General features: G+C 71.2%; 20 protein-coding genes. 13 read left to right on the forward strand and 7 right to left on the reverse strand.

Features of this window, described 5'->3' with window-relative positions; translation table 11 throughout:
• Nucleotides 1-82: 82 nt before the first annotated feature.
• Both ACAM52_RS25705 and ACAM52_RS25710 read left to right on the forward strand, forming a co-directional pair.
• Entirely contained in the window at nucleotides 83-640 is a 558-nt protein-coding gene (locus ACAM52_RS25705; RefSeq protein ID WP_354347969.1) for a phosphatidylglycerophosphatase A, read from the forward strand.
• 5 nt (nucleotides 641-645) lie between these two features.
• Nucleotides 646-1,161, forward strand: coding sequence for a CinA family protein (locus ACAM52_RS25710; RefSeq protein ID WP_369644933.1), 516 nt, complete (start codon nucleotides 646-648; stop codon nucleotides 1,159-1,161).
• Nucleotides 1,162-1,176: 15 nt separating this feature from the next.
• Here ACAM52_RS25710 and ACAM52_RS25715 read toward each other — a convergent pair whose 3' ends face one another.
• Nucleotides 1,177-2,370 (reverse strand): twin-arginine translocation pathway signal protein, encoded by a 1,194-nt coding sequence (locus tag ACAM52_RS25715; protein ID WP_369644934.1) that lies wholly within the window; start codon nucleotides 2,368-2,370, stop codon nucleotides 1,177-1,179.
• 121 nt (nucleotides 2,371-2,491) lie between these two features.
• Nucleotides 2,492-3,256, reverse strand: a complete 765-nt coding sequence (locus ACAM52_RS25720; RefSeq protein WP_369644935.1) for a LuxR C-terminal-related transcriptional regulator — start codon at nucleotides 3,254-3,256, stop codon at nucleotides 2,492-2,494.
• Nucleotides 3,257-3,450: 194 nt separating this feature from the next.
• On the opposite strand from ACAM52_RS25720, the gene ACAM52_RS25725 reads away from it, so the two are divergent.
• Nucleotides 3,451-3,948 (forward strand): nuclear transport factor 2 family protein, encoded by a 498-nt coding sequence (locus ACAM52_RS25725; RefSeq protein ID WP_369644936.1) that lies wholly within the window; start codon nucleotides 3,451-3,453, stop codon nucleotides 3,946-3,948.
• Entirely contained in the window at nucleotides 3,945-4,268 is a 324-nt protein-coding gene (locus tag ACAM52_RS25730; protein WP_095949686.1) for a GNAT family N-acetyltransferase, read from the forward strand. The genes ACAM52_RS25725 and ACAM52_RS25730 overlap by 4 nt, the downstream gene beginning before the upstream one ends.
• Here the strand turns inward: ACAM52_RS25730 and ACAM52_RS25735 are convergent.
• Both ACAM52_RS25735 and ACAM52_RS25740 read right to left on the reverse strand, forming a co-directional pair.
• Entirely contained in the window at nucleotides 4,258-5,445 is a 1,188-nt protein-coding gene (locus ACAM52_RS25735) for an MFS transporter (RefSeq protein ID WP_369644937.1), read from the reverse strand. The genes ACAM52_RS25730 and ACAM52_RS25735 overlap by 11 nt on opposite strands.
• A gap of 367 nt (nucleotides 5,446-5,812) precedes the next feature.
• Nucleotides 5,813-6,625: a UPF0149 family protein gene (locus tag ACAM52_RS25740; protein ID WP_369644938.1), complete on the reverse strand. Its 813-nt coding sequence runs from the start codon at nucleotides 6,623-6,625 to the stop codon at nucleotides 5,813-5,815.
• A 69-nt stretch (nucleotides 6,626-6,694) separates the two neighbouring features.
• Between ACAM52_RS25740 and ACAM52_RS25745 the strand changes: the two genes are divergently transcribed.
• Both ACAM52_RS25745 and ACAM52_RS25750 read left to right on the forward strand, forming a co-directional pair.
• On the forward strand, nucleotides 6,695-8,395 hold the full coding sequence (locus tag ACAM52_RS25745) for an FMN-binding glutamate synthase family protein (RefSeq protein ID WP_070063746.1): 1,701 nt from the start codon (nucleotides 6,695-6,697) through the stop codon (nucleotides 8,393-8,395).
• On the forward strand, nucleotides 8,392-9,297 hold the full coding sequence (locus tag ACAM52_RS25750; RefSeq protein ID WP_070063745.1) for a hypothetical protein: 906 nt from the start codon (nucleotides 8,392-8,394) through the stop codon (nucleotides 9,295-9,297). Before ACAM52_RS25745 ends, ACAM52_RS25750 begins: the two co-directional genes overlap by 4 nt.
• A gap of 16 nt (nucleotides 9,298-9,313) precedes the next feature.
• Here ACAM52_RS25750 and ACAM52_RS25755 read toward each other — a convergent pair whose 3' ends face one another.
• Both ACAM52_RS25755 and ACAM52_RS25760 read right to left on the reverse strand, forming a co-directional pair.
• On the reverse strand, nucleotides 9,314-9,739 hold the full coding sequence (locus ACAM52_RS25755) for a putative toxin-antitoxin system toxin component, PIN family (RefSeq protein WP_070063744.1): 426 nt from the start codon (nucleotides 9,737-9,739) through the stop codon (nucleotides 9,314-9,316).
• Nucleotides 9,740-9,798: 59 nt separating this feature from the next.
• Nucleotides 9,799-10,710: a LysR family transcriptional regulator gene (locus tag ACAM52_RS25760; RefSeq protein ID WP_369644939.1), complete on the reverse strand. Its 912-nt coding sequence runs from the start codon at nucleotides 10,708-10,710 to the stop codon at nucleotides 9,799-9,801.
• Between the two features lie 120 nt (nucleotides 10,711-10,830).
• Between ACAM52_RS25760 and ACAM52_RS25765 the strand changes: the two genes are divergently transcribed.
• Entirely contained in the window at nucleotides 10,831-11,763 is a 933-nt protein-coding gene (locus ACAM52_RS25765) for a DMT family transporter (protein ID WP_369644940.1), read from the forward strand.
• Nucleotides 11,764-11,777: 14 nt separating this feature from the next.
• Nucleotides 11,778-12,092, forward strand: coding sequence for a multidrug efflux SMR transporter (locus ACAM52_RS25770; RefSeq protein ID WP_062480310.1), 315 nt, complete (start codon nucleotides 11,778-11,780; stop codon nucleotides 12,090-12,092).
• Here the strand turns inward: ACAM52_RS25770 and ACAM52_RS25775 are convergent.
• Entirely contained in the window at nucleotides 12,089-13,336 is a 1,248-nt protein-coding gene (locus tag ACAM52_RS25775; protein ID WP_095743360.1) for a class I SAM-dependent RNA methyltransferase, read from the reverse strand. The genes ACAM52_RS25770 and ACAM52_RS25775 overlap by 4 nt on opposite strands.
• Before the next feature lie 81 nt (nucleotides 13,337-13,417).
• On the opposite strand from ACAM52_RS25775, the gene ACAM52_RS25780 reads away from it, so the two are divergent.
• The 5 genes from ACAM52_RS25780 to ACAM52_RS25800 all read left to right on the forward strand — a co-directional run bounded on the left by ACAM52_RS25780 (nucleotide 13,418) and on the right by ACAM52_RS25800 (nucleotide 17,870).
• Complete coding sequence (locus ACAM52_RS25780; RefSeq protein ID WP_369644941.1) at nucleotides 13,418-15,244, forward strand: ATP-binding protein; 1,827 nt, start codon at nucleotides 13,418-13,420, stop codon at nucleotides 15,242-15,244.
• Nucleotides 15,245-15,336: 92 nt separating this feature from the next.
• Entirely contained in the window at nucleotides 15,337-15,948 is a 612-nt protein-coding gene (locus ACAM52_RS25785; protein WP_369644942.1) for a cytochrome b, read from the forward strand.
• Complete coding sequence (locus ACAM52_RS25790) at nucleotides 15,945-16,529, forward strand: YceI family protein (RefSeq protein WP_095743358.1); 585 nt, start codon at nucleotides 15,945-15,947, stop codon at nucleotides 16,527-16,529. The genes ACAM52_RS25785 and ACAM52_RS25790 overlap by 4 nt, the downstream gene beginning before the upstream one ends.
• Before the next feature lie 38 nt (nucleotides 16,530-16,567).
• Complete coding sequence (locus tag ACAM52_RS25795) at nucleotides 16,568-17,200, forward strand: YceI family protein (protein WP_095743357.1); 633 nt, start codon at nucleotides 16,568-16,570, stop codon at nucleotides 17,198-17,200.
• A 25-nt stretch (nucleotides 17,201-17,225) separates the two neighbouring features.
• Nucleotides 17,226-17,870, forward strand: coding sequence for a LysE family translocator (locus ACAM52_RS25800; RefSeq protein WP_062480320.1), 645 nt, complete (start codon nucleotides 17,226-17,228; stop codon nucleotides 17,868-17,870).
• Nucleotides 17,871-17,977: the final 107 nt, after the last annotated feature.

Raw genomic sequence — 17,977 nt, forward strand, 5'->3', positions numbered from 1 at the left:
AAACTTCGGCGCGCAGCCGTCGCACAGGATGCGCGACACTTCGAAACCGATGCACGCCGTTTCTTCTTCCCCTTCTTCCTCGATGGATTCCTCTTCCGCCACCACCGGCGCCCTGCCCCGTCCCCCGATGCGTCGCCCCACCCTGCGTTTCCTGCTCTCGCACCCCGCGCACTTCATCGCGCTGGGCTTCGGCTCGGGGTTGTCGCCCTTCGCGCCGGGCACCGTGGGCACGCTGTGGGCCTGGGCCGCGTTCGTGGTGATGCAGCTGTGGTTCACGCCCGCGACCATCGGCTGGATCATCCTGGCCGGCCTGCCGATCGGCTGGTGGGCCTGCACGGTCGCTGCGCGCAACATGAACGTGTCTGACCCCGGCGCCATCGTGTGGGACGAGGTCGTCGCCTTCTGGCTCGTGCTCTGGCTGGTGACGCCGGCCGGCCTGTGGGCACAGGTCGTGGCCTTTGCGCTGTTCCGTTACTTCGACGCCGCCAAGCCCGGCCCGGTGGGCTGGGCCGACGCCGCCTTCAAGCCGCGCGACCCCGCGCGGGTGCAGTGGTGGCGCGCCGGCTTCGGCATTCTTCTGGACGACCTGGTGGCGGCCTTCTGCACGCTGCTGGTGATTGCGCTGTGGCGCGCATGGTGAACCCGATGCAACCTTCCGCTTCCCCGGCCTTGGCCGAACAGGACGTGCCCGCGCTCGTCGCCACGCTGGCCGAACGGCTGCAGGCCCGGGGCTGGATGATGGCCACCGCCGAAAGCTGCACCGGCGGCCTGATCGCCGGCGCCTGCACCGACCTGGCGGGCTCCAGCGTGTGGTTCGAGCGCGGCTTCGTCACCTACTCGAACGCCGCCAAGACCGAGATGCTGGGCGTGGACGCCGCGCTGATCGAGGCCCACGGCGCCGTGAGCGAGCCCGTGGCACGCGCGATGGCCGAAGGCGCCATTGCCCGCGGCGCACCGGCGCGCGCGGCGGTGGCCGTGACCGGCGTGGCCGGCCCGGCGGGCGGCTCGCCCGACAAGCCGGTGGGCACCGTGTGGTTCGGCTGGTCGGTCGACGGGCAGGTGCGCACCGAGCGCCGCCGCTTCGATGGCGACCGCGCCACGGTGCGCGCGGCGACGGTGCACTACGCGCTGCAGACGCTGGTCCAGCTGCTGCCGCGCTGATCGCACGCGGGCTGTTCAGGCCTGCATGAAATCGCCGACCGGCCGGCGCGGCGCGGGCGGCACCGGCGCCGTCGGAAAGCCCAGACGGCACATCATCTGCACGGTCGGGCTGCGCGCATGGCGCGACGGCGCGGCGCCGATCAGCATGTCGTGCACCGCCGCGTGGTGCGGCGCCATCTCCGGAAATTCCTCGAGCGGCTGGCTCATCGGCTGCATGCCCAGGCCCAGGTCGGTGGCGCGCAGCTGCTGGCGCACGTAGGCGCGGCCCGCGGCGATCTGCTCGCTGCGGCTGTTGCCGCCGGTGCTGATCCAGACGAAGCCCATCGCGGTGTGGGCCTGGTCCTCGAACATCTGCAGCGTCTGCCGGAAGGAGAGGCTGTCTTCGGCGGCCGGCACCTCACGGTCGAAGCGCCCCAGCGCGACCGCCATGCGCAGGGCCGGGTCGTTGAGCGAGAAGCCGTCGCGGTGTGCCAGGATTTCCTGCGGCCCGATGCGCAGCAGGCGCAGGTTCTCGCGCGCGGTGTGGGGCGTGACCAGCTCCACGCGCGCCGCCGCCGCGCACAGCTTGCGCAGCGGCAGCACACGGGCCATGTCGACCGTGCCGGCCGATTGCACGCCCCCGCCCGCCCCCGAGGCCACGGCCGCGGTGAGCCCCTGCAGCATGTCGGCCGACACCCTGCGCCCGGTGTCGAAGCGCTGCTTGGGCGTGCGCCGCCGCAGCACCTGCGCGAACAGCGGATCGGGCGTGCCGCCGCGCGACAGCGTGAGGCGCGCCACCGGCAGGTCGGGCCACTGCTGCGGCGCATCGCCCACCAGCTCGCCCTGCGGCCACAGCTGCACGCGCGCCTGCACGCCCTGCTGGGCCAGCGCCATCACCAGCAGCTCGATGAACGCGCCGTGGCCGATCATCAGCTGGCGGCCGAAGGGGTCGGTGGCGGGCTGCACGCGGGCGCGGTCGGTATGCAGCACGATGGCGTCGGGCTCGCGCAGGTCGACCCGCCACGGCTGGCCGTTGTAGGCCGTGGGCGCGGTGACGGCATAGGCGACGGCGCGCTTGCGCACATCGGGCTCGTCGCCCGGGCCGTTCCAGATCTCGAAGGCGGCGGCCGGCACGTCGGCGTGGAGCCACCAGGTGGCCAGGGCCGTCGCGCCCGCCGCCACCGCGAGGCCGCCGCCCAGCAGGCGCACGAAATTTCTGCGTTCTCTCATGGGCTCGATCGGTTGAAGCATCGGGCGCGTGACACACGGCCTGCCCGTGGCCGATTGCAGCACCGCCCCGCGCGGCGCCATGCGGCCCCCTGTCGTTTCCGACAGGGGTCGGTGGGCCGGCTCAGGGCGTGAGCAGGCCCAGCGCCAGGGCCCGCGCGCAGGTGGCGGTGCGGCCCTGCGTGTCGAGCTTGCGGGCGGCGCCCACGAGGTGGAAGTACACGGTGCGCTCGCTGATGTGCAGGATCTCGGAGATTTCCCAGGTCGACTTGCCCACGGCCACCCAGTGCAGCACCTCGCGCTGGCGTGCACTCAGCACCGGCACCTTGGCGTCGCCCTGCAGCCGGCGCACGGTCGAATGCAGGCAGGAGGCGAAGTAGTTCATCGGCGCCAACGTTGCACGCAGTTCGCGCAGGTCGGCGGTGGCGTCGGTGGTCAGGGTCATGAAGGCCCAGTCGATGCCGGGCGTCCACAGCGGCACGGTCAGCCCCGCCTTCAGCCCGTGCTCGCCGGCGCTGCGCAGCAGGCCGCGGGCGCGCTGCCCGATGTCGGCGCGCGTGTGGCTGACCTGCCCGAGCCAGCTCCACGCGGTGGCCGGCATGCCGGCACGCACATGTTGCACGCGGGCGTCGGCCTGCTCGCCGGCGCTGCTGCGCAGCGACTCGTAGCGGCTGCGGGCCCAATCAGGGGGCAGCTCGTGGAAGAACACCAGCGCGTCCTGCGCGGGGGTGTCGGCACGGGGCGCGGGCACCGGGCGCTTGAGCACGTAGGCGCCGTGGTTGAAGCCCATCGCCCGCATCGCGCGGCGGTTGACTTGCGCGACCTCCTCGAGCGTGCGGGCGGCCATGACGGCCTCGACGAACTGCCAGTCGTTGATCACCTCGGCCATGGATGCGTCCCCTCGGGTTGTGTGCGGCGGGCGCAGCGACTGTGGTTCTGGTTTTTCTGCGCCACCGCCAGGGCGCCGGCCCTGCAAGGACCGGCATCGGGGCGCATGTTAATGCGGGACACCCGGAATCACCCGTGCACTTCCTTGCACGGCGCATCCGGGCGATGATCCAGCACCACCCATCCCGAGGCCCCATGACCGCAGCCACCCACGCCCCGACCATCGAGCGCTTCTACAGCGCGTTCTCGCAACTCGACGCCGCCACCATGGCCGCCTGCTACGCGCCCGACGCGGTGTTCGACGACGAGGCCTTTTCGCTGCGCGGCCGGCGCGAGATCGGCGGCATGTGGCGCATGCTCTGCGACGCCACGAAGGCCAAGGGTGCCGACGTGTGGCGCCTGAGCTGGCGCGACGTGCAGGCCGACGCCCGCACGGGCCGCGCGCACTGGGACGCCCACTACCGCTTCAGCGCCACCGGCCGCCTGGTCGACAACAGCATCGACGCGCGCTTCACCTTCACGCCCGACGGCCTGATCGCCACACACCGCGACAGCTTCCCGTTCTGGACCTGGTCGCGGCAGGCGCTGGGCACGCCGGGCCTGCTGCTGGGCTGGACGCCGATGCTGCGCAACAAGGTGCGCGCCACCGCCGCCGCCAACCTTGCCACTTTTCTTGCACGCCAACCCTCATGACCACTTCTTCTTCGACCGCCCTCACCTTCACGAACAACGAAGCGCAGCACCGCTACGAAGCCTCGCTCGACGGCAAGCTCGCGGCCTATGCCGAGTACAACCTGCTGACCGACGCAATCATGTTCACGCACACCGAGGTGCTGCCCGAGCATGAGGGCAAGGGCGTGGGCTCGGGCATTGCGAGGCACGTGCTCGACGAGGCGCGCGCCGCCGGGCGGCATGTGATTCCGGTGTGCCAGTTCATCGCGGGCTACATCCGCAAGCACCGCGAGTACGCCGACCTCGTGCGGCCGGACATCCAGCGCGCCTTCAAGATCTGACGGCGTTCGCCTTCGGCGCGGGCAGCCACGCGAAGGCCGCGATGCCGATCACCAGCAGCGCCGCAATGACGGCCAGCACGGCGGTCAGCGGATCGCCGCCGTGCGCCGCGGCCACCGAGGCCGCCACGCCCGTGCCCCACTGCATGAACGCGACGCCCAGGAACATCGCCATGGTGAAGACGGCCATCGCGCGACCCGTGAGCGCGGCCGGGTAGGCCACGCGCACGTCGGCGTACTGCCAGACGATGAAGCCCGAGAGCACGCCGATGAGCACCATGCCCGCGATGTCCAGCCAGGCGGAATGCACCACGGCGATGAGCGCGAACAGGCCGGCGTAGAAGAGGCCGCAGGCCACGATCCAGCGGCGGCGAGCGGCGCCGTCGCGGTCGAAGCGACCGAACAGCGGCGAGCCGAACAGCGCGATCACCGACACCACGAGCGCGACGTTGCCGCTTTGCACCAGCGAGTAGCCGTGGCGCTCCATCATCAGCGGACCCAGCCACAGCCCGCGCAGCGAGATGAAGGCCGCATACGTCACCGCACCCAGCACCATGATGCCCAGCGTGTGCGGCATGGCGAACAGCGCGCCGAACTGGCGCACGGCTTCGGGAATCGATTCTTTCACCTGCGGCACGGCCGACGCGGGCTCGTGCACCCAGCGCCAGATCGCGAGCCAGGCCAGCGCAGACGCCAGTGCAAGCACCAGGAAGCCCGCGCGCCACGAGTAGGCCTGCACCAGCCACGCGAGCGGCGTGCCGGTGGCCAGCATGCCCAGGCCGCCGATGGCCAGCACCAGGCCCGACACGGTCGCGAAACGCGCCGCCGGAAAGTGCCGCGCGATGAACACCGTGCACACCAGGAAGGCCGGCGCGCAGCCGACGCCGATCAGCGCCTGCCCGGCCACCAGCACGAGGTAGTTCGGCGACGCGGCCGACAGCAGCGCGCCCGCGATCGCGACCGGGAAGGCCACGAGCACGGTGCGGCGCACGCCGTGCAGGTCGATGCCGATGCCCATGAAGAGCTGCATCGCGCCGAACGCGAAGTGGAAGGCACCCGAGAAGATGCCGAGGGCCTGGGCGGAGAGATGAAAGTCCGACTGCAGCGGGCTTGCCATGATGGCGCCGACGGTACGGAAGGCCTGGCTGAGCGCAACCCCTGCGCAGAGGGCGAGGACCATGACCCAGGCGGCTCGGGGTGTCAGGGGCTGTGCTGCAGGCGTGGGGCTCATGAGGCGTCAGTGTTCTTGCTGTGATTCAGGGCGCGTGCACAGGACATCGGGTACTCCCCTCCGCGAATGTCCCCCGCCTTCGGCTCCTCCTTGATTTCGCTGCGGGGAGCACCCAATGCCCTGCGCACGAGGGCACGCCGCTGGTTCGCGGCCGATCAACGACCGCACTGCCCAACGCTCACGCCGATGGGGTACCTTGCGCAGCGAAATCAAGGAGGAGGCCGAAGGCCGGGGGACATTCGCGGAGCAAGGTACCCCGTCGGCGGGAGCGCGCCCTGAACGGCAAGCCGTCCGGGACGCCTGGGACTCAACCCAGTCACTCACCGTGGCACTTCTTGTACTTCTTGCCGCTGCCGCAAGGGCAGGGATCGTTGCGCCCGGGCGTGGCTTCCTTGCGGATCGTCTCGACCTTCGGGCCCAGGCTCTTCCAGAGCTGGCGCAGGTCGTACACCGCCCAGATCGCGGCGCCGAAGTCGTCCAGGCGCTGCTGGCTCACGCTGGGCGGGCCGTTCTCGTCGTACATCGACAGCGTGGGCTTGGCGGTGTCGTCCTCGGTCAGCGCGACGATGTTGTCGAGCGCGTCGTCGAGCATCTGGGCGGCTTCCTTGTCGCGCGGCGCGGCCCAGTCTTCGGGCCAGTTCTCGACCGCGTACATGAAGCCCAGCGCCCAGACCTGGGCGAAGGAGGGAATCTCTTCGGCGGCCATGTCGGCACGTTCTTCCTCGGGCAGCGAGGCGATGGCGCCGCGGGTGTCGAGCACTTCGGGCTGCCAGCTGCGCTCGTCCTCGAGCGATTCGACGGGCGCGTCGAGGCCTTCCTCGATCTCGCGCCAGCGGCGCTTCCAGTTCCAGACGAACTCCATGTGCTGGGCCGGCACGAAGTGGTCGCCCAGCAGCACGGGCCAGTATTCGGTGGGGTCGATGGGGCGGCGCGTGCAGATCAGCGCGGCCATGAAGCCTTCGCAGAACTCCCACTGGGGAATTTCCTCGTCGTGCTCGCGCATGGCGTCGAGCGCGCTGTCGAGGGCGTCGAAATCGTCGGGCCCCAGGGCTTGCGAGGAGGCGGCCAGGGCGGTGTCAGGGGTATCGGGGGTATCGGGGGTGTCGGGGGTGTCGGGTGTGGTCGTCATGGCAGCAGTCATGGCAGGTTGGGGGCAGCCCTCTATGATGCAGCAGGCTCCAGCCGACATCTGATGACTATGCCCACGATTATTCCGTTTCCCGCACGCTACAGCGCGTTCGCCCTGTGTGTGCTGGGTCTGGTCGCCTGCCTGGCGCTGGTTCTGGCCTCGCCGCACCTGTGGCTCGCGTGGATCGGCGTGGCCGCTTTCGCGGTGCTCACCGGCACCGGCGTGCACGACCTGCGCCAGGCGCGCCACGCCATCCTGCGCAACTACCCGGTCATCGGGCACCTGCGCTTTCTGCTCGAGTTCATCCGCCCCGAGATCCGCCAGTACTTCATCGAGAGCGACGCCGAGGCCGCGCCCTTCTCGCGCGCCCAGCGCTCGCTGGTGTACCAGCGCGCCAAGGGCGAGCCCGACAACCGGCCCTTCGGCACGCAGCTGAACGTGTCGGCCGCGGGCTACGAGTGGATCAACCACTCGATGCAGCCCACGAAGCTGGCCGGGCACGATTTCCGCATCGTGATCGGCGGCACGCCGCAGCCGGCCGATGCGAACCTGGCGCAGGTCTGCACGCAGCCTTACAGCGCGAGCGTGTTCAACATCTCGGCGATGAGCTTCGGCGCGCTGTCGGCCAACGCCATCCTCGCGCTCAACCAGGGCGCGCAGATGGGCGGCTTTGCGCACGACACCGGCGAGGGCTCGATCTCGCAGCACCACCGCGTGCACGGCGGCGACCTGATCTGGGAAATCGGTTCGGGCTACTTCGGCTGCCGCAACGACGACGGCACCTTCAACGCCGAGCGCTTCACCGCCAACGCGCGCGACCCGCAGGTGAAGATGATCGAGATCAAGCTGAGCCAGGGCGCCAAGCCCGGCCACGGCGGCGTGCTGCCGGCGGCCAAGGTCACGCCCGAGATCGCGGCGGCGCGCGGCGTGCCGGTGGGCGTGGACTGCGTCTCGCCCTCGTCGCACAGCGCGTTCTCCACGCCGACCGAGATGATGCATTTCGTCGCCAGGCTGCGCGAGCTGTCGGGCGGCAAGCCGACCGGCTTCAAGTTCTGCCTGGGCCATCCGTGGGAATGGTTCGGCATCGTCAAGGCGATGCAGGCCACCGGCATCACGCCCGACTTCATCGTGGTCGACGGCGCCGAGGGCGGCACGGGCGCGGCGCCGGTCGAGTTCAGCGACCACGTGGGCGCGCCGCTGCAGGAAGGCCTGCTGCTGGTGCACAACACGCTGATCGGCGTGAACCTGCGCCACCGCATCAAGATCGGCTGCGCCGCCAAGGTGATCACCGCCTTCGACGTGGCGCGCATGATGGCGCTGGGCGCCGACTGGTGCAACGCGGCGCGCGGCTTCATGATGGCGCTGGGCTGCATCCAGGCGCAGAGCTGCCACACCGGCCACTGCCCCACGGGCGTGACCACGCAGGACCCGGTGCGCCAGCAGGCGCTGGTGGTGCCGACCAAGGCCGACCGGGTGCGCAACTTCCACCGCAGCACGCTGCATGCGCTGCAGGAGCTGGTGCAGGCCGCGGGCCTGGACCACCCGCAGCAGATCACCGCGCACCACATCGTGCGCCGCATTTCCGACACCGAGGTGCGCCTGTTGAGCAACCTGGTGATGCAGGTGCAGCCCGGCGCGCTGCTCGGGCCGCTGGACAACCAGCACACCGTTTTCCGCACCTACTGGCCGCTGGCCAGTGCACAGAGTTTTCAGCCCGTGACGCAGGGCCCGCACGGGCTGCTGGCGCCGGGCTTCGCCATGGCCGCATGAATCCACTGAGACGAGGAGGCGCCGCGACGCGCCTGTACAGCCAACGGGGCGCCGCATCGGCGCCCGCGCCGCTCGACGACGCCCCGGGCTCGGCGCCCGGCGACTACGCCGAGTTCCTGCGTGTCACGCTGCCCAGGCAGGCCAAGAACGTGGCCAGCCACCGCTTCGGCAGCGAACGCGTCTGGCTCAAGAAGGCCGGCCCGCGCCACGGCAAGTGGGGCTACCGCGTGATGGCGCTGGCCGCACGGCTGGCCGGCCTCGACGTGATCAAGCCCGTGCCCAACCCGGGCGGCGAGGCCGCCATCGCCACCGAGGCCCGGCGCCTGAAGCAACTGGCCGCCGCGGGTCTGCGCGTGCCGATCGTGCTGGCGCAGCAGGCCGACGGGCTGCTGATTTCCGACCTTGGCGAAAGCGGCCGTGCCACCGTGGTGCTGCAGGAGCGCATCGACCAGGCCGCCGCCGCCGGCCCCGCCGCCCTGCTCGCCGTGTGGCGCGAGGGCCTGGCCGCCATCGCCGCCGTGCACCTGTGCGGCCAGCACCTGAGCCAGGCCTTCGACCGCAACCTCGTGCAGTGCCCCGACGGCGTGATCGGCTACATCGATTTCGAGGACGACCCCTCCGAGGTCATGACCCTGGCCGAATGCCAGGCCCGCGACTGGCTGAGCTATCTGCACTCCACGGCCATGATGCTCGAGGCCGCCGCACCGCAGGCGGCGGGGCAGCACTGGCACGCGGCACTGGCGGAGGTGGACGAGGAAGTGCGCGAGCGCATCGCGAATGCGGCGCGGCGCATGAAGTGGGCGCAGAAGCTGCCGGCCAGCCGGCGCTGGGGGCGGGACACGCAGCGCGTGCGGGCCGTCGCGCGCTTGCTGGGGCAGTGGTACGAGCTGAACAAGGCCTGAGGCGGACCGGCGTGGCCTACGCCAGCGCCGAGCGCACCGTCACCCCGCGCAGCGCCAGCCGCTTCTTCATCGACAGCACCGCCTTGTCCTTGCTGAACAGCTGCGCCCCGTGCGCCACGGACAGGTCGATGAACACCTGGTCGTCCGGATCGCTGCACACGCAGGGCGCGCGCGCCGGCACCTCGGTCACCAACTGCACGCGCGCATCGAAATCCGCGAGCACCACGGGAATCGTCAGCTCGCGCTGCGCCATGCGCCGGGCGATCAGCGGGTAGCCCAGCACGCGTTCCAGTTCGCTGCGCATCGCGGGCGTGGCCAGCCAGCGCAGCGCGCCGCGTGCAAGGTCGTCGACCAGCGGCGCCCAGGCCGGGTCTTCGAAGACCAGCAGGTCCAGCGCAATGTTGGTGTCGATGACGACGAGGTCGGAGGCAGGCAGGGTCATGGGGGGCGTGAAAACGGTCGAGCGCCGATGTTGCACCATGCGGGCGCCACGGCCGCCAGCTAGCGCGCCGCCGGCCGCCCCGCAGGCATGGCCAGCACCTTCGCGTCGGCGACGAGCCGCGCGTAGGCGAAGTCGGTGAAGGCCTTGATCCGCGCCACCTCCTTCAGGTCGGGGTGCGTCAGCACCCAGACCTGCGTGTCCAGCGCCTCCCGCGGCGGCTCGACCTGCACCAGCTCGTCTTCCGCGTCGGCCAGCATGCACAGGAGCATGCCCAGGCCCAGGCCGCGCTTCACCAGCTGCGTCATGCCGACGAGGCTGTCGACGCGCGCCGCGATCCGCGCCGGTGGCACCTGCTCGCGCAGCCACCTGGCCTGCAGCAGGTGCGACAGGCCTTCGTCGGGCGCGACCCAGTCGTGCGCAGCCAGCGGGGTCGTCGCCGGGTGCTTCGCGAGGTAGGCCTTCGACGCGTACACCGCCGTCTGCAGGCGCCCCGCCCGGCGCCCGACCAGGTGGTCCGGCGGGGCGTTGGTCGGGCGGATCGCCACGTCGGCCTCGCGCTTGGTCAGGCTCAGGAAGAGGTTGTTCATCACCACCTGCAGCTCGATGCCCGGGTGCAGCGCCCGGAAGTCCGCCAGGATCGGCCCGAGCAGCCCGGCCATGAAGGTGTCGGTGCTGGTGATGCGGATGACGCCGGTCAGCCGCAGGTCGAGCCCCATGAGGTGGCGCTGCGCGGCGTCGATCTGCTCGCCCACGCCCTGCAAGCGCTCGCGCAGCGCCTCGCCGGCCAGCGTCATCGCGTAGCCGGCGGGCAGGCGGTCGAACAGGCGCACCGCCATGCGCGCCTCGAGCGCGCCCAGGCGCCGCAGCACGGTGGAGTGGTTCACGCCCAGCTGGCGCGCGGCGCCGGAGAGCGAGCCGGCCTGGCCGACGGCCAGGAACACGCGAAAGTCGTCCCAGTCTGTGTCCTGCATTTATGCATACCCCGGATGCGATTTTTTCGAATGGCTTTGCAAACGTGCCGATCCTACAGTCGTCCCAAGGGGCCGCGATTCGCCCGCCCCGCATTCACACCACACGGAGGTCGAACCACCATGGACGCGTTTTTCATTCCCGCCTCGCTCGTCGCCGGAGGCCTGCTCGCGGTGCAGGCCGGCGCCAACGCCCAGCTCTCCAAGGCCACGGGCAGCCCGTTCACCGCCACGACCTTGCAGCTGTCGGTCGGCACGCTGGCCCTGCTGGCGGTGGCGCTCGCCACCGGCACGCTGACGGCGCTGGCCGGCCTGCCGGGCGTGCCGTGGTGGCACGTGATCGGCGGCACGGCCAGCGCCTTCTACGTGGTCTCGACCATCCTGCTGTTCCCGCGCCTGGGTGCGGTGGTGGCGGTCGGCCTGTTCATCGCGGGGCAGATGCTGGCCTCGTTCGCGCTCGACACCTTCGGCCTGCTCGGCGTGGCCCCCAAGGCGCTGACACCGGCCATGGCCGGCGGCACGCTGGCGGTGCTGCTGGGGGCCGGAGCCATCGTCGCCGGGCAGGCCGGCAGCCTGCGCCAGGCGCTGACGGGCAAGGCCGGCTGGATCGTGCTGGCGCTGCTGGCCGGCGCGGTGCTGCCGGTGCAGGGCGTGGTCAACGGCCTGCTGCGGCAGGACCTGGGCGCGCCCTTCGCGGTGGGCGCGGTGAGCTTCTTCGTGGCGACGCTGGCGATGGCCCTGGCGCTGCTGCTCGTCACGCTGTTCCGGCGTGCGCCCGCGGCCACGGCACCGCAAGGCACCGCGCTGCGCGGCATGCCGTGGTGGGGCTGGCTCGGCGGTTTTGCGGGTGCGGCCTATGTGACGACGGTGTTCACGGCGATCCCGGCCATCGGCGCCGCGGCCGCGGTCGGGCTGACGGTGGCGGGGCAGCAGGTGGCGTCGGTGTTCGTCGACCGCTACGGCTGGTTCCGGCTGCCGCAGCGCCCGGTGTCAGGCCTGCGCATGGCGGGCGTGGCCGTGCTGCTGCTCGGCGTGGCCATCATCAAGCTGCTGTGAAAGGATCAAACACCATGGCCTGGTTCCTTCTGCTTGCCGCCGGACTGGTGGAGATCGTGATGGCCCTCGCGCTGAAGGCCGCGGCGGGCTGGGAGCGCCCCGGCGCCGGCGCGCTGGGCCTGGGCGCCGCGCTGGCGAGCATCGTGCTGCTCACCGCCGCAATGAAGACGCTGCCGGTCGGGACGGCCTACGCGATCTGGACCGGCATCGGCGCCATCGGCGTCACGCTGATCGGCATCTTCTTTTTCCAGGAGAGCGCGGCGCCGCTGCGGCTGGTGTGCATCGCGCTGATCTTCCTGGGCATTGCAGGCCTGAAGCTGCAGTCCTAGGCGTCTGGCGGCGCGGCCCGGTTCGAGCCCCGGACCATGTCGAAGCGGAACAGCCGGCATTCGATGGGGCCGTTCCACATCGGCACGCGGCGCGACTCTTTCAGGCGCATCTGCTTGGGCAGCTTCAGGTCGGGCGTGAGCACCCAGGCGGTCCAGCCCGCGTAGTTTTTCTTCCAGTGGGTGGCGAGCTGCGGAAAGAAGTCGCCGCCGTCGCCGCCTTCGCCATCGCCCGGGGTCTGGGCGGCCTCGCGGGCACCGAAGCGGGCGACGCCGCCGACCTCGATGCGCTCGCCGTACGGCGGGTTGAGCATGATCACGCCGCCCTCGGCCGGCGGCATGCGCTGCAGGGCGTCGCCGCCGCGGAACTCGATGGCGCCGGCCACGCCCGCGCGTTCGGCGTTGCGCTCGGCAAAGTCGACCATGCGGTGCGACACGTCGGAGCCGAAGACGGCGATGGCGCTCGCATGCTGCGCGTTGGCGGCTTCATTCTTGATGGCGGCCCAGACGTGCGCCTGGAACGGCAGCAGCTTCTCGAAGCCGAAGCGCCGCAGCGAGCCCGCCGCGATGCCGCTGGCGATCTGCGCGGCCTCGATGGCGATGGTGCCGCTGCCGCAGCAGGGGTCGTACAGCGGGGCCTTGGCGACCTCGCCGGTCTCGGGGTTCCACCAGCCGCTGGCGGCCAGCATGGCGGCGGCCAGGGTTTCCTTCAGCGGGGCGTCGCCCTTGTCCTGGCGCCAGCCGCGCTTGAACAGCGGCTCGCCCGAGGTGTCGATGTACAGCGTGCAGCTGTCGGTGGTCAGGTGCGCAAAGATGCGGCAGTCGGGCCACTGGGTCTCGATGCTCGGGCGCACGCCGTTGGCCTTGGCGCGGAAGCGGTCGGCCACGGCGTCCTTGATGCGCAAGGTGGCGAAGTTCAGGCTCTGCAGCGGGCTGTGCTGGGCCGTGGTCTCGATCTTGAAGGTCTGCTTGGGCGTGAACCAGATCTCCCAGGCCACGCCGTTGGCGATGGCGTACAGGTCGTTCTCGTTGCGGTACGGCCCATGGGCCAGTTCGACCAGCACGCGCTGCGCGAGCCGGCTGTGCAGGTTGAGCTTGAGGCCGTCGCGCCAGTCGGCGCGCACGCGCACGCCACCGCGCAGGGTGAGCAGGTCCTGCCCGGCACGGCCGGTCAGGGCATGCACCTCCTGGGCAAGGAATTCCTCGACGCCGGCGGCGCAAGGCAGGAAAAATGAGAGATCGTTCACGGAAAGTCGGCCATCGGGAAGCCCGCTAAGGGCCCCCATTGTCGCCGGGGCTGGGGCCTTCTCTATATAGTCGATTTGCCCATGACGCCCACCCCCGCCTCCGCGGCCCCCCCGGCAGACGCCCGCGACGGCGACCACCGCTTCGCGATCCAGTGCGAAGTGCTGCGCTTGTCGATCCGCCCGCTCGGGCCGGTGCTGCTGGTGCAGTACCTGCTCAACTGCGGCGTGGCGGCGCTCTTCGCCTGGCAGTTCTCGCCGGTGCGCGCGCTGGTGTGGCTGGCGCTGGTCACCGGCGTCACGGTGATGCGCGGCTTCTTTCCTCAGCGCCTGCCCGAGCCGTTCACGCCCACGAATCTGCGCGAGGCCCAACGCCAGCACACGCTGCGCACGGCCATCTGGGAGCTGGCGCACGGCCTGGCGGGCGTGCTGCTGTTCAACCCCGAGCGGCCCGACCTGCAGCTGCTGCTGGGCCTGATCCTCATGGGCATGACGCTGTCGTCGGCGTTCTCGGTGTCGTTCTACACGCCGGCCACGCAGCTGGCCATCACGCTGCTGCTGGCGCCGGTGATCGTCACGGGCCTGTGGCTCGGGGCGCCGGTGATGATGGCGGTCGCGGTGATCGGCATCGGCCTGACCGCGATGATGTGGAAGCTGGTGGCCGACCATTCGCGCCAGCTCGAGGAGAACATCGGCCTGCGCCTGAACGAACGCACGCTGCGCGAACAGGCACTGGCCGGCCTGCGCGCCTCCGAGCAGGCCCAGGCCGAGCGCCTGCGCTTCTTCTCGGCGGCCAACCACGACCTGCGCCAGCCGGTGATGGCCATCGGGCTGCAGGCCGAGGTGCTGCGCCAGCAGCTGCAGCACGGCACCGACAGCGCGGCCGTGCAGCACACGGTGGCCTCGCTCTCGCGCGCGCAGCAGGCGCTCGAGGGCCTGACCAACCAGCTGCTCGAGATCGGCCGCATCGAGGCCGCGGTCGATCCGCTTCGCCCTGCGGCGGTGGCGCTGGCGCCGCTGCTGAACGAGCTGGCGCGCCAGGCCGGCGAAGGCCGTGTCGCGGTGCGCTGCCCGGCCGAGGCGGTGGCCTGGACCGACGCCGTGGCGCTGCGCCGCGTGCTCTCCAACCTGCTGGACAACGCCCTCAAGTTCACGCCGCGCGGGCGCGTGCTGCTGGCCGTGCGGGCGCGCCGCCGGCCCGGCACGGACACCGGGCGCGCGTGGCGCGTCGAGGTGCGCGACAGCGGCATCGGCATCGCGGCCGAATCGCAGACGCGCGTGTTCGACGACTTCGAGCAGGTCGGCAACGTGGAGCGCAACCTGCAGCACGGCCACGGCCTGGGGCTGGCGATCGTGCGGCGGCTGGCGGGGCAGCTGGGCATCGAGGTCGCGCTGCGCTCGGCGCCGGGCAAGGGCTCGGTCTTCAGCTTCGAGCTGCCGGCGGCCCGCCCCGGTGCGGCGGCCGTGCCGGCGCCCGCGCCCTCCATGGCGCTGGACGAGCCCGACACCGATGCCGTGCTGCGCCCCGGCCTCGCCGTGCTGGTGGTCGAGGACAACATCGTGGTGGCCGACAGCCTCTCGGCGCTGCTGCGGCACTGGCACGTGGCGCCGCGCATCTACGCCAGCGCCGCCGAGGCGCTCGCGCTGGCCGACCTGGACGCGCTCGACGTGGCGCTGTGCGACATCCGCCTGCCCGGCGCGTTCAACGGCATCGCGTTGGCCGAGCGGCTGGCGCAGCGCAAGCCCACGCTGACGATCGCACTGATCTCGGCCGACATCACCGAAGCCACGCAGCAGCTGGCCGCCACGCGCGGCTGGCACGCGCTGCGCAAGCCGGTGCAGCCGGACGCGCTGCGGCGCGTGCTGCTGCGGGCCCAGCAGCAGCAACAGCAACCGCCGTCGTCGCCGTAGCGCGCGGTGCCTTCCGGCGCGGGCCGGCCCCGCTGCGGTGTCATCGCTTCCGAGCTATGCTCCGCGCACAGGCCGCCGCCGCCCCTGCCCCGATGCCCGTCGAACCCCTTCCCGCTCCTGCCGTTGGCGCCGCCGCCCTGCGCGAGCCCCGCTACGGGCGGGTCGCGATGGCCCTGCACTGGCTGCTCGCGGCGATGATCGTCGGCTCGCTCGGCGTCGGGCTCTATATGACGGGCCTGCCCTTCTCGCCGCAGCGCCTGAAGCTCTACAGCTGGCACAAATGGGCCGGCATCACCATCCTCCTGCTGTCGGCGCTGCGGCTGCTGTGGCGCCTCACGCACCGCCCGCCGCCGCTGTCGGCGCGGGTGCGGGCGGCCATGCCGGCCTGGCAGCGGGCCGCGCACCGCATCAGCCATGCGCTGATGTACCTGCTGTTCTTCGCGGTCCCGCTGTTCGGCTGGGCCTACAGCTCGGGCATGGGCGTGCCGGTCGTGTGGTTCGGCCTGCTGCCGCTGCCCGACCTGGTGACGGTCGACAAGGACTTCGCCGAGGCCGTGCTCAAGCCGCTGCACCAGCGCAGCGCCTTCCTGCTCGCCGGCGTCACGCTGCTGCACGTGGCGGCGGCGCTCAAGCACCACTGGATCGACCACGACGGTCTGTTGCAACGCATGTGGCCCGCGCCACGCAAGGAATCCGCCGGATGACGACCCGTCTTTTGTGGGGCACCGCCGCCCTCCTCGGCCTCGCGCTGCACGCCGCGGCCGAGCCCCTGCCGGCCACCACCGCGAAGCTGGTGCCCGAGAAGAGCCAGATCGCCTTCGTCAGCAAGCAGATGGGCGTGCCGGTGGAAGGCAGCTTCAAGCGCTTCGACGCGCAGGTCGCCTTCGACCCGAAGAAGCCCGAGGGCGGCTCGGTCGTACTGCAGATCGACACCGCCAGCGCCGGCTTCGGCGTGCCCATGAGCGATGCCGAGCTGCCCAAGCCGACCTGGTTCGACACCGCGCATTTCCCGCAGGCCAGCTTCCGCTCGAGCGCCATCAAGGCGCTGGGCGAGGGCCGCTTCGAGATGGCCGGCAAGCTCACCATCAAGGGCGTCAGCAAGTACGTGACGGTGCCCGTGAGCATCGTGTCGTCGGGCGGCGCGTATTCGGTCGCCACGGGCACGCTCACGATCCAGCGGCTCGACTACAAGGTGGGCGACGGCGAATGGACCGACACCTCGGTGGTCGGCAACGAGGTGCAGGTGCGCTTCAAGCTGACGCTCGCGGGCCTCGGGCCGCTGTGACGACGATTTCATTTCCCATGCATCCTTCTTCCCTTGCCATGAACAAGCTCTTCTTCGCCGCGGCCCTGTGCGCGGGCGCGGCCCTGCCGCTGGCCGCGACGGCCCAGGAATACACGGCGCCGCCGCTGGCCGCCAAGCCCGCGGGCGGGCCGGTCAAGAACGCCAGCTACGTGATCGACCCGACCCACACCTTCGTCATGTACGAGATGGGCCACTACGGCACCACCACCAACCGCGGCCGCTTCAGCACCAAGGACGGTTCGGTGCAGATCGACGGCACCGGCGCCAGCGGCAAGGTCGACATCACGATGGACATCAGCTCCATCAACACCGGCGTCGACCTGCTCAACCGCCACGTGCAGAGCAAGGACTTCTTCAACGTGGCCGAATTTCCCACCGGCCGCTTCGTGGCCGAGCGCATCGACTTCAGCGGCGACAAGGTAACCGACGTGCCCGGCACGCTCACGCTCATGGGCCAGACCAAGCCGGTGACGCTGAAGGCCGTGCGCTTCAACTGCTACCTGAATCCGCTGATCAACCGCCAGGTCTGCGGCGGCGACTTCGAGGCCACCGTGCAGCGCAGCGACTGGGGCATCACCTGGGGCCTGAACTTCGGCTTCGAGAACAAGGTAAAGCTGCTGGTGCAGGTCGAAGCCGTGAACGTGCAGTAATGACGACGACACCAGGAGCCACGCGATGATGGACACCACCCTTTCCCTGCTCGGCATCGCCGGCGCCATGGCCGTGGGCGCGATGAGCCCCGGCCCGAGCTTCGTCATGGTGGCGCGCACGGCCGTGGCCTCGCGCAGCGACGGGCTCGCGGCGGCCCTGGGCATGGGCGCTGGCGGGCTGGCGTTCTCCATCGCAGCGCTGGCCGGGCTGCAGGCAGCGTTCCTCGCGGTGCCGGCGCTGTACCTCGCGATCAAGGCCTTCGGCGGCGCCTACCTGATCTACCTGGGCTTTCGCATCTGGCGCGGCGCGCGGCAGCCACTCGCGATCACGCCCGACACGGACGCCTCGCCGCGCCAGCAAGGCCGCAGCGGACGCACCTTCCTGCTCGGCCTGGCCACGCAGGTCAGCAACCCGAAGACGGCGGTGGTGTACGCCAGCATCTTCGCGGCCTTCCTGCCGCGCGAGGTGCCGCTGGTGCTGGCGCTCGCGGTGCCGGCCGTGATCTTCTGCATCGAGACGGGCTGGTACGCGATCGTCGCGCTGGCGCTGTCCTCGGCCGCGCCGCGCGCCGCCTACCTGCGCTACAAGACCTGGATCGACCGTGCGGCCGGCGGCGTGATGGGCCTGCTGGGCCTGCGGCTGGTGTGGTCGGCCGTGCGCGGCACCTGATCGATCAGGTTCGACCGGCGATGCCGGCTCCGGGCAATGCGCCCGGGGGAAGCCGCGTCTTTCTTCACGCGGTCTGGATTTCTTGAGGGGATGTGCGCGGCAGCCGG

It is taken from the genome of Variovorax sp. V118 (assembly GCF_041154445.1).
GTDB classification, from domain to species: Bacteria; Pseudomonadota; Gammaproteobacteria; order Burkholderiales; family Burkholderiaceae_C; genus Variovorax; species Variovorax boronicumulans.

What these genes read in the sequence shown, in the direction of transcription:
- ACAM52_RS25705 (WP_354347969.1), top strand. Translation starts at nt 83, where the DNA reads ATGGATTCCTCTTCCGCCACCACCGGCGCCCTGCCCCGTCCCCCGATG.
- ACAM52_RS25710 (WP_369644933.1), top strand. Translation starts at nt 646, where the DNA reads ATGCAACCTTCCGCTTCCCCGGCCTTGGCCGAACAGGACGTGCCCGCG.
- ACAM52_RS25715 (WP_369644934.1), bottom strand. Translation starts at nt 2,370, where the DNA reads ATGAGAGAACGCAGAAATTTCGTGCGCCTGCTGGGCGGCGGCCTCGCG.
- ACAM52_RS25720 (WP_369644935.1), bottom strand. Translation starts at nt 3,256, where the DNA reads ATGGCCGAGGTGATCAACGACTGGCAGTTCGTCGAGGCCGTCATGGCC.
- ACAM52_RS25725 (WP_369644936.1), top strand. Translation starts at nt 3,451, where the DNA reads ATGACCGCAGCCACCCACGCCCCGACCATCGAGCGCTTCTACAGCGCG.
- ACAM52_RS25730 (WP_095949686.1), top strand. Translation starts at nt 3,945, where the DNA reads ATGACCACTTCTTCTTCGACCGCCCTCACCTTCACGAACAACGAAGCG.
- ACAM52_RS25735 (WP_369644937.1), bottom strand. Translation starts at nt 5,445, where the DNA reads ATGGTCCTCGCCCTCTGCGCAGGGGTTGCGCTCAGCCAGGCCTTCCGT.
- ACAM52_RS25740 (WP_369644938.1), bottom strand. Translation starts at nt 6,625, where the DNA reads ATGACGACCACACCCGACACCCCCGACACCCCCGATACCCCCGATACC.
- ACAM52_RS25745 (WP_070063746.1), top strand. Translation starts at nt 6,695, where the DNA reads ATGCCCACGATTATTCCGTTTCCCGCACGCTACAGCGCGTTCGCCCTG.
- ACAM52_RS25750 (WP_070063745.1), top strand. Translation starts at nt 8,392, where the DNA reads ATGAATCCACTGAGACGAGGAGGCGCCGCGACGCGCCTGTACAGCCAA.
- ACAM52_RS25755 (WP_070063744.1), bottom strand. Translation starts at nt 9,739, where the DNA reads ATGACCCTGCCTGCCTCCGACCTCGTCGTCATCGACACCAACATTGCG.
- ACAM52_RS25760 (WP_369644939.1), bottom strand. Translation starts at nt 10,710, where the DNA reads ATGCAGGACACAGACTGGGACGACTTTCGCGTGTTCCTGGCCGTCGGC.
- ACAM52_RS25765 (WP_369644940.1), top strand. Translation starts at nt 10,831, where the DNA reads ATGGACGCGTTTTTCATTCCCGCCTCGCTCGTCGCCGGAGGCCTGCTC.
- ACAM52_RS25770 (WP_062480310.1), top strand. Translation starts at nt 11,778, where the DNA reads ATGGCCTGGTTCCTTCTGCTTGCCGCCGGACTGGTGGAGATCGTGATG.
- ACAM52_RS25780 (WP_369644941.1), top strand. Translation starts at nt 13,418, where the DNA reads ATGACGCCCACCCCCGCCTCCGCGGCCCCCCCGGCAGACGCCCGCGAC.
- ACAM52_RS25785 (WP_369644942.1), top strand. Translation starts at nt 15,337, where the DNA reads ATGCCCGTCGAACCCCTTCCCGCTCCTGCCGTTGGCGCCGCCGCCCTG.
- ACAM52_RS25790 (WP_095743358.1), top strand. Translation starts at nt 15,945, where the DNA reads ATGACGACCCGTCTTTTGTGGGGCACCGCCGCCCTCCTCGGCCTCGCG.
- ACAM52_RS25795 (WP_095743357.1), top strand. Translation starts at nt 16,568, where the DNA reads ATGAACAAGCTCTTCTTCGCCGCGGCCCTGTGCGCGGGCGCGGCCCTG.
- ACAM52_RS25800 (WP_062480320.1), top strand. Translation starts at nt 17,226, where the DNA reads ATGATGGACACCACCCTTTCCCTGCTCGGCATCGCCGGCGCCATGGCC.